The 11,857-nt window shown below is 40.0% G+C and carries 10 protein-coding genes; all 10 read right to left on the bottom strand.

Going from position 1 to position 11,857, the window contains the following annotated elements:
* Positions 1–1,069: alanine racemase (gene alr, locus AC3AX0_RS00660; protein ID WP_487548375.1), on the bottom strand; the 1,069-nt coding region annotated here is incomplete at its 3' end.
* Between the two features lie 105 nt (positions 1,070–1,174).
* Positions 1,175–2,779, bottom strand: a complete 1,605-nt coding sequence (gene ggt / locus AC3AX0_RS00655; protein WP_487548374.1) for a gamma-glutamyltransferase — start codon at positions 2,777–2,779, stop codon at positions 1,175–1,177.
* Positions 2,780–2,800: 21 nt separating this feature from the next.
* The gene (ggt, locus tag AC3AX0_RS00650) at positions 2,801–4,438 is read right to left on the bottom strand and encodes a gamma-glutamyltransferase (protein ID WP_487548373.1); all 1,638 of its coding nucleotides are present in this window, start codon (positions 4,436–4,438) and stop codon (positions 2,801–2,803) included.
* A 39-nt stretch (positions 4,439–4,477) separates the two neighbouring features.
* On the bottom strand, positions 4,478–5,233 hold the full coding sequence (locus AC3AX0_RS00645; protein WP_487548372.1) for a creatininase family protein: 756 nt from the start codon (positions 5,231–5,233) through the stop codon (positions 4,478–4,480).
* On the bottom strand, positions 5,226–6,230 hold the full coding sequence (locus AC3AX0_RS00640; RefSeq protein ID WP_487548371.1) for an ABC transporter ATP-binding protein: 1,005 nt from the start codon (positions 6,228–6,230) through the stop codon (positions 5,226–5,228). The genes AC3AX0_RS00645 and AC3AX0_RS00640 overlap by 8 nt, the downstream gene beginning before the upstream one ends.
* 12 nt (positions 6,231–6,242) lie before the next feature.
* Positions 6,243–7,250 (bottom strand): ABC transporter ATP-binding protein, encoded by a 1,008-nt coding sequence (locus AC3AX0_RS00635; RefSeq protein ID WP_487548370.1) that lies wholly within the window; start codon positions 7,248–7,250, stop codon positions 6,243–6,245.
* 3 nt (positions 7,251–7,253) lie between these two features.
* A complete protein-coding gene (locus AC3AX0_RS00630; RefSeq protein WP_487548369.1) occupies positions 7,254–8,105 on the bottom strand; it encodes an ABC transporter permease in 852 nt (283 codons plus the stop codon).
* An 11-nt stretch (positions 8,106–8,116) separates the two neighbouring features.
* Positions 8,117–9,094 (bottom strand): ABC transporter permease, encoded by a 978-nt coding sequence (locus tag AC3AX0_RS00625; protein ID WP_487548368.1) that lies wholly within the window; start codon positions 9,092–9,094, stop codon positions 8,117–8,119.
* Between the two features lie 83 nt (positions 9,095–9,177).
* The gene (locus AC3AX0_RS00620; RefSeq protein WP_487548367.1) at positions 9,178–10,875 is read right to left on the bottom strand and encodes an ABC transporter substrate-binding protein; all 1,698 of its coding nucleotides are present in this window, start codon (positions 10,873–10,875) and stop codon (positions 9,178–9,180) included.
* A gap of 311 nt (positions 10,876–11,186) precedes the next feature.
* The coding region (locus AC3AX0_RS00615; protein ID WP_487548366.1) for an AAA-type ATPase lid domain-containing protein at positions 11,187–11,857 on the bottom strand (671 nt) is incomplete at its 5' end.

Genomic DNA, 11,857 nt, shown 5'->3' with positions numbered 1-11,857 from the left:
CTATTAGCTCATTTTTGTTTGTTTTTCCAAGCTTTGATACTTCCTCTAGGGACAAGGTATTATTACTGCCATCTCCGTATAGGACAACCTCATCCCCAACTTCAACTCCTGGAATGTCTGTCACATCTATCATGCACTGGTCCATACAAGCAACTCCAATTACGGGAGCTCTTTCTCCACGTACTGTAACCATTCCTTCCTCTGTCATATTTCTAGGGTAACCATCTGAATATCCAACAGGCAATGTGGCTATTACACTGTCTCTTTCAGCCTTCCACTTGTAATTATAGGATACTCCCTCACCTTTTTTTATTTCCTTTACATGATATACCTTTGTCTTGAAGGTCATGACCTGCTTGATGTCTATGTCGTTTTTCCGGAAAGATTTAAGACCGTAGATAATTGCTCCAAGCCTTATCATATCAAGGTTAAATTCAGGATAGTCAATTGCGGAAATGCTGTCGCAAATATGCTTGTACTTGAACTTAAATCCTATTTCTTCGATTTTATTAGCTGCATTCATGAAATCACTGAACTGTTTTTTGTTCTCCAAATCTCCCGCCAGTGCGAAATGGGAAAATATACCCTGAACATCAAGATTTTCCATTTTCGTAATTTCAATTATTTCATCAATGCTCTGCTGACAGTCCCTGTATCCAAGTCTGTTGAATCCTGTGTCATATTTTATATGGACAACTGGCTTCTTGTTTCTTTCACGGCCAAGTTCAGCAAGAATTTCAGCCTGTCTTTTGGAAAAGATGCACTGGATTAAATCCTTGTCCACAGCATGGTGAAGATATTCATCGGGAGTGTATCCCATAATGAATATTTCATATTGGGAGTATCTTCTCCTGAGCTCCAATGCTTCGGTGAGAGTAGCTACAGCAAGATAGTCTCCACCATTTTCCATAATAGTTTCTGCTATATCAAGGGCTCCATGTCCATAACCATTTGCCTTTACAACTGCTGCAATGGCTACTTTCTTGCCTACAAAATCCCTTATTAAAATCATATTTTCCTTCATCCTGTCAAGATTTATCTCGACATAGGTATCTCTTAAAAGCTCCATTTCAGCCTCCGCTAATAATAAATCAGTCCAGACAGTAGGGACAGACCCCATTGTCTGAAAATGAATCGTCGTTTAGACAGTGGGGTCTGTCCCCAATGTCTGAACCTATATCCCTTGGGATGTGCCGTCTCTTCTAGGATCGGCTCCACCAACTATTTCTTCTTTTTCATATTTTATTCCATGTACTCCACCCATTTTCTTGTCATAGGGCAGTCTCTTGAATATCTCATGGCCCATTTTTTCAAGCTTCTCAATTTCCTTTACATCCATACGGTCTTCATAATAGAGTGTATCGGAAGTATTCTGGTGTATTCTTGGAGAGGATATTGCATCCTGTATATCCATATCATAGTCTATAAGTTTTGATATGACCTGAACCACCGCATTTATTATCCTTGCCCCTCCAGGTGAACCCAGAATTGCAAAGGGCTTTCCATCCTTGAGAATCATTGTTGGAGACATTGTGCTTAAAGGCTTCTTTCTTCTGTCAACGGAATTCACATCATATTTTCTTGTTGCGAAATCTGCCATTGTATCGTTTAGAAGAATTCCTGTACCTTCAGCTACCATGCATGATCCAAAGAAATGGTTCACAGTCTTTGTTACAGAAACTAAATTCCCTTTGTTATCTCCTATGGAATAATGGGTTGTTTCATCATGTTCATATGTCCATGGATCATAGCTTGAAGAGTTTTTAGCTTGTTCCAAATCTATCTTTTCAGCCAGCTTTTTGGCATATTCCTTTGATCTTAGTCCCTTTAGAGGAACATCCACAAAGTTTGTATCCGCCATATACTTTGCTCTGTCTTCGTAAGAAAGCTTAAAGGCTTCAGAGATTATATGGAGATATTCTGCAGAATTGATATCCAGACTACCCATATCAAAGTTTTCAAGTATATTTAGAGTTTCAATGATATGCGTCCCTCCAGAACTTGGAGGAGGCGAAGATATTATGGTATATCCCCTGTAGGTTCCTTTTACCGGCTCCTTAAGCTCCACATAGTAGTCCTTAAGGTCTTTTCGGGTCAATACGCCACCGTTTTTTTTTACAGTTTCAATTATTGCCTCTGCAATTTCACCTTCATAGAATATGTCTATCCCATCTTCTGAAATCTTCTTCAATGTCTTTGCAAGATCTTTATTTTTGAGCAATTCTCCTGCTTTGAAACCTTTTCCATCATTGAGATAGATTTTTTTTGCATCAGGACATTTTTTGAGATGCTTAGAGTAAGTTTCAAGCATGTTTACAGTCATGTCTGTAACCAGAACTCCTTCCTCAGCAAGCCTAATTGATGGTTTAATAACTTCTTCAAGAGTCATTGTTCCATACTTTTCAAGTGCATATACCATTCCAGCCAGTTCTCCTGGAACACTTACAGATTTTGCTCCTATGGCATTTTCCTTGTTCACCACTTTGCCCTTTTCATCCAGTTCCCACATTTCAGGTGTAGCATTTTCAGGTGCGAATTCCCTGAAATCCAAAAATACTGCATCCTCTATATCAGCTGATTTTATAGTCATGAATCCACCGCCGCCAAGACCTGATGTTGCTGGCTCTGCGACTCCTATTGCAAATCCAACTGCTACTGCAGCATCAATTGCATTTCCGCCTTTTTCAAGAATATCTATTCCAATAGCCGTAGCCTGTCCCTTTCCGCTGGATACCATTGCTTTTTTTCCAGTACTTCTTCTATTCATCTCTACGCTCATATTATTCACCCATATCATTATTTAATAACCTATGGCAACCCCGTCTCTTCTCGGATCCCCTGCACCTTCTATGGTACCGTCTTCCAGATATCTTATTCCCTGCACGCCGCCGAACTTTCTGTCATAGTTCGAAAATTCCTGTGTCTTGTGTCCTCTTATTTCAAGAGCCTCAATAACTTCTTCTGAAATCCTTCCTTCGTACATGATGATTTCATTGGATTCATCTGTAATCCTCGGAGAATTTATGGCATCCTGGATTGTCATGTCATGGTCTATCAGCTTTGATATGACCTGTGCAACAGCTGTTATTATCCTGTTTCCTCCTGGAGATCCCACCACTGCAAAGGGCTTGTTGTCCTTTAAAATAATAGTAGGACTCATGGAGCTCAAAGGTTTCTTGCCGGATCCTACTGTGTTTGCATTCCCTTCTATATGAGAAAAGCATCTCATCTGGCAGTTAAGCATTATTCCAGTATCCTCGGGAATCACTCCTGAACCGAAAAATGCACTTATTGACTTTGTTACAGAGACCATATTACCATCCCTGTCGGCTATTGAGTAGTGTGTTGTATCCTTTGGCTCATAATCAAAGGGGTGATCGTATTCATGGCTTTTCGACATCAGTTCAATCTTGTCGGCAAGCTTTTTTGCATATTTTTTGGATGTCAGTCCCGCTACAGGTACTTTTACAAAACTTGGGTCTCCCATGTATTTTGCCCTGTCGGCAAAGCACATCTTGAATACTTCAGACATCAAATGTATATACTCGACTGAATTCACTTCAAATGAAGACATGTCGAAATTTTCAAGTATGTTCAGAATCTGCAACACATGGGTTCCTCCAGAGCTTGGAAGTGGTGATGATATGACTGTATATCCCCTGTAGGTTCCAACTACAGGCTCTATCTTGTTGACACTGTAGTTTTCCAGATCCGATATTTTCATTGATCCTCCGTGATTAACAACGGATTTGACCAGTTTTTCTGCAATTTCTCCCTTGTAGAAACCGTCTATTCCTTCCTTTGCAATCTTTCTAAGGGTTTTTGCCAAGGCCGGGTTCTTTATATGTCTGCTTGTATCGTCATATTTTGTAAAGGCATTTCCATTTTCTTCAAATTTCTCAAGCTTGATGCTGCATGTCTTTATATCAATATCAAGAGCGTCGCTTACATCTACTCCTTCTTCCGCCAGACTGATAGCAGGCTTCATAAGTTCTTCAATAGGCATGGTTCCATAATTTTCACAGGCATATACAAGCCCGGCAACTTCACCAGGAACTCCTACAGCTTTTCCACCTTCGGATTTTTCGTTGTTTGCAACCTTTCCCTCCTCGTTTAATTCCCACATGGAGGGTCTTGCTTCTTCCGGCGCCACTTCCCTGAAATCAAGGAAAACAAGTTCACCGCTTTTTCCCATTCTTATGTTCATGAATCCACCGCCGCCTATTCCGGAAGCATTGGGTTCGCAAACTCCAAGAGCGAATCCTACAGCCACTGCAGCATCAACTGCATTTCCGCCTCTTTTAATTATATCTATTCCTATTTTGGTAGCCTCGTATTTTGCAGCGGCTACCATGCCATTTGCGCCTTTGTCTCCCCTGTTGTCACATATGGTTTTTCCATTTTCATCCTTAAGTTTAAAGGTATCCGCTTTTTCCATTTTTCCACCTCTTATAACTGCATATGATGATTTTTGTAGTTATATTATTATATGGTCTATGAATTCACATATCTTGTTTATGACCATTTCATTCATTTCTTTTCCAAATTCAAGGGATGCAAGCCTTGCATCTCCAAGACATCCGTTTTCAGTAACCTCTCTGTAGTCCCAGAAAATTCCTCCGTCATAGGCATGCCCCTTCTTCTTGTATTTTGACTCTTCCCTGAATTTGGCTTCTTCAAGCTTGTCATATCTTACATCTTCAGGGGCAAGAAGCATCATCTGTGAAGTTTCCACCTCGCAGGCATGTCCCTTGAACTCTGTAAATCCATAGGCCTTACTGAGATCCTTAACAAGACTTCCTCCAGTTCCGATAATGTATATGTCCATGTCGAATTCCTTCTTGGCTTCAGTGGCATATTCCTGTACAGGCCTTTTGTTTCCACCATGTCCAGACATGAAGAGTACCTTCTTGAAGCCATGCCTGTTGAGGCTGTAGCAGATGTCTCTTATGATTTTTATATATGTTTCAAGGGAATATGTTATAGTTCCCGGAAACTTCATGTGATGATATGACAAACCTATTGGAAGGGTAGGTCCAATAAGGATCTTGTCTTCATATCTTTCTCCCACAAGTTTCGCAACTTCCCTTGCCCTCAATGTGTCTGTGGCAAAGGTGGTATTTGGACCGTGCTGTTCAGTTGATCCAAGGGGTATTATTACAAGTTCAATCTTGTCTTTTATCTGGTCAAGTTCAGGCCAGGTCATATGTTCAAGCAGCAAGGCTTTACTCATTTTCCTTACCTCCGTAGAGATGGCACAATACCTTGTGTCCGTTGCCCATGTCTATTTCTCTTGGCTCTTTCCTCTTGCATATGTCCATACATTTCGGACATCTGGTATGGAATCTGCAGCCAGTAGGCAGATCAACCGGATTTGGTGCTTCGCCTTTTATTTTTTCCAAACTGAATTTAAGTTCCGGATCCGGATTTGGAGCCGCTTCCAGAAGTGCTTCAGTATAAGGGTGATATCTCTTTTCAATTATTTCCTCAGTACTTCCCTGCTCAACAATCTTTCCAAGATACATTACTGCCGTCCTGTCGCTTATATATCTTATGAGGGAAATATCATGTGAAATTACTATTCCGGCAAGATTTCTTGTTGTTATCATATTTCTCAAAAGCTTAAGTATTCCTGCTCTTATTGAAACGTCAAGCATGGATACTGGCTCATCTGCTATGATGAAGTCCGGGCTCAGTACTAGTGCTCTTGCAATTGCGACACGTTGTCTTTGACCACCACTCATTTCATGGGGAAATCTCTCCATAAACTGATCCGCAGGCTTAAGTCCCGACTCCTCCAGAATTTTTTTTGCCATTTGGTATCTTTCTTCCTTGTTGATGCCGATTCCATGGATTTCAAGAGGCTCCATTATGGTATCCTTAATCTTGAATCTTGGATTCAGTGACTCATAAGGATCCTGGAAAATCATCTGTGCCCTTCTTCTGAAGTTTTTCATTTCCTTCTTTGTAAGGTGCGAAATGTTATTGTCTCCTAAAATTATTTCTCCCTCAGTAGGAGTATAAAGTCCCAACAGGAGCTTTGCTGTGGTAGTCTTTCCGCATCCACTTTCTCCAACAATTCCCAAAGTCTCTCCCTGATTAACATGTATATCTATACCGTCAACAGCTTTAAGCGTGGCAGATTCCTTCACCTTGCCCTCTCGCTTAATCTTGACGTCGAATTCTTTTCTCAGATTCTTTGTTTCTATTACTCTGATATTATTATCCATAATACATTTCTCCTATATTTTAGATTCCCATGTACCAGGAGTGTCAGCCAGCTTTCTAAGCTCATCTCTTTCGGCACCTCTTACACAGTAGAAATATCCATTTTCAACTGAAGTCTTTTCAATTTCACCCGATCTGCATTTTTCCTGTACAAAAGGACATCTTTCTGCAAATCTGCATCCTGTAAGCTTTTGGGACAGGTCAGGAGGAGTTCCTTCTATTGAAATCAATTCCTTTTTTTCTCCAACCAATGACGGGAATGCATTTTTAAGACCCATTGTATATGGATGATTCGGTTTCTTAAGTACCTGGATTACATCACCGTATTCTATAATCTTTCCACCGTACATTACTGCAACCTTTGTACAGGTCTGGGCAACTACGGATACATCATGGGTAACAAGTATCATAGACCCGTCGTACTGATTTAGAAGCATGTTGATTCTTTCAAGAATCTGCGATTGTACTATAACATCAAGTGCAGTAGTAGGTTCGTCTGCAATTATAAGCTTGGGATTAAGAGCCAGAGACATGGCTATTATTGCTCTTTGCTTCATTCCACCGCTGTACTGGTGAGGATAATCTTCGAGTCTTCCCTTTTCAAGACCTACAAGTTCAAATAGCTCTTCTGCCTTTTTCATTGCTTCAGCCTTTGATTTGTTTTCATGCTCTAGTATTGGCTCTATAATCTGTTTTCCCACCTTATAAACGGGATTCAGGGAATTCATGGCACTCTGTGTTATAAGGGATATTTCCTTCCATCTCTTCTTTCTCATTTTTTCCACTGAAAGCTTGTTTAATACCTCGTCGTTGAATATTACTTCCCCTTCTATTATCTTTCCATTGGAAGGAAGAAGGTTTATTATTCCTTTTATGAGTGTACTCTTGCCGCAACCGCTTTCGCCAACAAGCCCAAGTATATCTCCATTGTCAAGAGTCAGCGAAACATCGTCAACAGCCTTCAACTTTCCGTCGGAAAGCTTGTATTCTATAGATACATTTTTTAAATCTAATAATGCCATATCTTATCTCTCCCTTAGTTTCGGATTTGCAATTTCTTCAAAGGCTCTTCCCATTAGGTAGCCTGAAAGTACAAGGAGTGTTATTGCTATACCAGGAGGAAGAATCCACCATGGTGCTTTAAACATTGCCTGGGAAGAATAACAGGTAAAGAGTATACGTCCCCAACTTATCTGCAATGGATCCCCAAGACCCAGGAAGCTGATGCTTGATTCAGTCATAATTGCTGCTGCCATTGATGTTGATACATAGATCAATGATATAGGTATGACATTTGGAGCTATGTGCTTGTATAGAATTCTTTTGTCACTTGCTCCGCTGAGCTTGGCCGCCTCTATGAATGTCCTGTTTTTAAGTGACAACACCTGCGAACGGATAACCCTTGAAGAGTTACGCCAAGTTATTAGAACTATTGCAAGTATTACGTTTTGAACTCCAGGTCCCAGTACCGATACAAGTATCAGTGCAAATGGTAGGAATGGAAGTCCATACATTACATCGACTATACCCATGAGTATCCTGTCCACCTTGCCTCCGAAATATCCTGCTACTAGACCAATGTTCGTTCCAATGAAGGCCACACATACTGCCGATATTACTCCAACAAGCACTGCCACCCTTGATCCGATTATCATCTGTGAAAATACGTCTCTTCCCATATATGTTGTACCAAGCAAATGGTCCATAGAAGGAGACTGAAGTCTTTTTACACCGCCATCCTGGAAAAACTGTATTTCCATAGGGTCATAGGGAGCAATTTGATTTGCAAATATTGCAACAAGTATGAAGAATATGAATATTATGAATCCCGCTACTCCCGTTTTGTTTTTCTTGAAAAGTTTTATTAAATTTTTCATTTATATTCCTCCTAGTCCAACGAAACCCTTGGGTCAAGGTATGCATAAAGTATGTCTGCAAGAAGATTGAACATTATTGTTGCAAACCCTATACAGAGGAACGCACCCTGCGCCATTGGATAATCTCTTGAACCTACTGCTAGAACTATTTCCCTTCCCATTCCAGGCCATCTGAATACTGTCTCTGTAAGTACGGATCCGCCTATTGCCATTCCCGCTGCAACTGCAAACATTGTAACTACGGGAAGAAGTGCGGTTCTCATTGCATGCTTTCTTCTGACCTTCTTGTCGGGTATTCCCTTGGCATATGCAAGCTCTATATAGTCTTCCTTTACTACCTCAAGCATTGATGTTCTCATCATTAGGGTTGGTGTAGCCATTGAATATAGGGCCGATGCCGTAGCTGGAAGAATTAGGTGCTTCAGGAAGTCTATACTGAAAATTTTGTCGAAGAAACTTTCAAAATTCGTACCACTGCTAACCATTCCTCCAAGAGGCAACCATCTAAGGTTGAATGAAAATATGGATAACAGGATCATTCCTGTCCAGAAAACTGGAGCACATCTTACTACTAGGGCAAGTATGGTACCTATGATATCTATCTTAGAATTCCTGTGCCATGCAAGGTAACTTCCTACGGATATTGCTATAGAATATGCAATTATCAGTGAGGTAATGGTAAGAACTAAAGTATTGAGGAATCTTTCCCCTATTACATCGAGTACTGGCTTTCCATAGGTGAATGAATTTCCAAAGTCTCCCTGGAAGAGTCCCTTCATGTAGATAATGTACTGCTCAGGTAATGACTTGTCCAGTCCATAAAGTTTAAGCATGAGTTCCTGGGATTCCTGGTCAAGTCCCGAATCTATAAACATACTGACAGGGTCTCCGGGAATTACCCTGAACATGAAAAATACTATTGATACAAGTATCATCAGCGTAAGAAACGCTAAAATAAGTCTTTTTAAAATATACTTTGCTAATCTCATATTTTCTCCAATCCGTTTCAAAAGTGTTTGGTTTGAAACCGACCGACAGAATATTTATCCTGCCGGCCAATTGTTTCTTATTCTTAATACAGCATTTGAGGTGTGAAGTTCTCAGGATAATAAAGTCTTCCTTCAGCATCCCATCTGTATCCTGCATCCTTAAGCTCTTGTCTAGCAGCTTCAAAATCATAATCAAGTTTTTCAACATCAGGATTATTCCAGAATTTATTGCTTTCTGATACCATTGAGAATGTCTTCAATGCTCCGCCGTCAAATACAACGTCTATTATTTTTTGTCTTGGTATTCCCAAAGTAAGTGCTCTTCTGATTGTTACATCATCAAACGGTGCCTTTCTAAGGTTCAAGTGAAGGATATAACTTCCTTCGTCTACAAGTTCAATGACTTCAATATTTTCATTTTTCGCAACTTCTTCAAGGTCTATAGGCTTCATGTTGTTTGAAGTAAGGTCTATTTCCTCAGTTATAAGTGACTGTACAAGACCAAGCTGCTGTGAATAAGGTATTCTAAGGATACCGTCAATCTTAGGTTGCATGAAGTAATCCTTGTTTGTTGTAAGTGAAAATTCTTCGTTAGGTCTCCAGTATTCAAATACGAATGGACCTGATCCTATTGGACTAGAATTTTCCCACGTAAGTGCTCCTTCTGCTCCCTTTTCCTCATATACCTTACTCCAGATATGTTCCGGAAGAATCAAACATTGAGACAATGTGTTTGAAATGAAAGGTGCATATGTGTTTGTGAGTGTAAATAGAACAGTATTTTCGCCAGTGATTTCAACAGATTCTATACTTCTTACATGTGCTGCATATGTAGGTGAGTTGACTTCCTTTGCAAAATCAAAGGTAAACTTAACATCTTCAACTGTAAGAGGTTCTCCGTCATGGAACTTGAAGTCGTCTCTTATTGTTATTTCAATATGTGTTCCATCGATTTCATTGATGTCTTCTGCAAGCCATTGTACAACATTACCGTCAACGTCAAGTCTTACAAGTGGATCATAGATATTCTTAAGCATATAGATATCCTGTCCTGTTTTTGTTGCCAATGGATTAAGAAGCTGAATATCAGTTGTCTGTCCTAGTGTAAGAATTTTGTCATCAGTCAAAGGTGTAATATTCATGAAGTTCCAGAAGCTGTATACTCCAAGACCTACACCTGGTGTAATATTTGCAAACTTGGCTTTGTTGTATGCATTCTTAAGCTTAAGCTTGAACATAGGAGGCTGTGGAACATCATTTGCAAGTATTGATTGCATTTCTACAGCTGCCGCCTTTCTTGCTTCAAGATCTAAATTTGATGCAAATTCATCGGCAAGTGCATCGTATTCAGTATTCATGTATCCGGCTACATTGTAACCACCTTCATCAGCATTTATTGAATGATGCATTGAATACAACCAGTGAAATGGATCAACTCTCTCCGGCTTTCCACCCCATTTTACTATGAACATGTCATGCTCGTGTGCCTTCATTCCTTCTGCAGACATTGTAGCCCATTCTCTTGTTTCAAGATTGATTTCAAATCCAAGATCCTGCCAGCTGTCCGCCATCATTAATGCCGATTCATATCTCAATGGATCTTTTGTCTGAGATTGAATCCAGAAGTTGATTGCAGGTACTTTGTCAGCCGGGTCAAGATTTTCAGTTACTTCATTCTCTACAGGTGCTTCAGTCTCGGCTTTGGGACCACATCCTACGGTCAACCCCAACATCATTGCCACTATTGTGAGCACGGCTATTATTCTACTGAATTTTTTCATTTAAATTCTCCTCCGTTTTTAAAATATTTTTCTTGTACTCTTATAATGCAAACGTTATGCCAAAAACAACGACTTACATAAAATATCTTACTCTTTATTTTCCATATTCTTCTCGACACCTTCCACCGGGTAGCTCTGAAAGTTTTAACAATAATAAAAAATATTTATTCTTGAATATTTTAGATGAATATTCTATCTAAGGATTTAAATATATAAAAAACAACTGTATTAATTGTATTTGTTGATACAATTAATACAGTTGTTACAATTGTTGCGATGTTTTCTTCCACTACTACTAAGGGAAGTCCATTTTATACCATTCGACTCTTCCCCGCGGTACTTTCCTTCAGTTTACTTATGCCGGAGGGAGTTATTCTAGTCCCTCCCCTTCCCTTTCCAATTAAAACAACTCCCTTGTCCTGAAGAATTAAAAGGCGGTTCCTCACTTCCTGCTCACCCAGGAATATGTTGATTTTCCTAAGTTCATCTGAAATCTGCTTCCTTCCTATTTTTATATTCCTGCTGTTTTTGTCGTACAGTATCTTGAGGATCTCCATGTCATCATCCACACCTTCATGGACCGAGGCGAATTTCACAGGTTCATCATCCACTTGCATTCCCATGTCATTTCCGTCAAGAAGGGATGCCAGCTTCATGCTCTCGGGAAGGTCTTCCACATAGATCATATCCTTCCCAAGGTTTATGAGATACTCAACACAGTTTCTCACTTCCCGCACATTCCCTTCCCATGAATATTCAACAAAAAATTTCTCCACTTCTTCTGAAAATACAAGCTTTTCTCCCCTGTCACCGGCAATCTTTTCAAATATCTCCAGTACATCATTCCCCCTCTTTCTGAGAGGAGGCACCATAAGGGGCAGGACGCTTATTCTGTAGAAAAGATCCTTTCTGAATTTCCCTGTCCTGGCCTGCTTCATAAGATCCACATTTGTTGCCGCAATTATCCTTACATCTATCTTAA

It is taken from the genome of Dethiosulfatibacter sp., from assembly GCF_983023055.1.
Note: the sequence above shows the minus strand (reverse complement) of the source record. Positions and strands in the feature narration are given on the sequence as shown.

Excerpts from the sequence above, each read along its gene's own strand:
- ggt (WP_487548374.1), bottom strand. The coding sequence starts at position 2,779 with ATGAGCGTAGAGATGAATAGAAGAAGTACTGGAAAAAAAGCAATGGTA.
- ggt (WP_487548373.1), bottom strand. The coding sequence starts at position 4,438 with ATGGAAAAAGCGGATACCTTTAAACTTAAGGATGAAAATGGAAAAACC.
- AC3AX0_RS00645 (WP_487548372.1), bottom strand. The coding sequence starts at position 5,233 with ATGAGTAAAGCCTTGCTGCTTGAACATATGACCTGGCCTGAACTTGAC.
- AC3AX0_RS00640 (WP_487548371.1), bottom strand. The coding sequence starts at position 6,230 with ATGGATAATAATATCAGAGTAATAGAAACAAAGAATCTGAGAAAAGAA.
- AC3AX0_RS00635 (WP_487548370.1), bottom strand. The coding sequence starts at position 7,250 with ATGGCATTATTAGATTTAAAAAATGTATCTATAGAATACAAGCTTTCC.
- AC3AX0_RS00630 (WP_487548369.1), bottom strand. The coding sequence starts at position 8,105 with ATGAAAAATTTAATAAAACTTTTCAAGAAAAACAAAACGGGAGTAGCG.
- AC3AX0_RS00625 (WP_487548368.1), bottom strand. The coding sequence starts at position 9,094 with ATGAGATTAGCAAAGTATATTTTAAAAAGACTTATTTTAGCGTTTCTT.
- AC3AX0_RS00620 (WP_487548367.1), bottom strand. The coding sequence starts at position 10,875 with ATGAAAAAATTCAGTAGAATAATAGCCGTGCTCACAATAGTGGCAATG.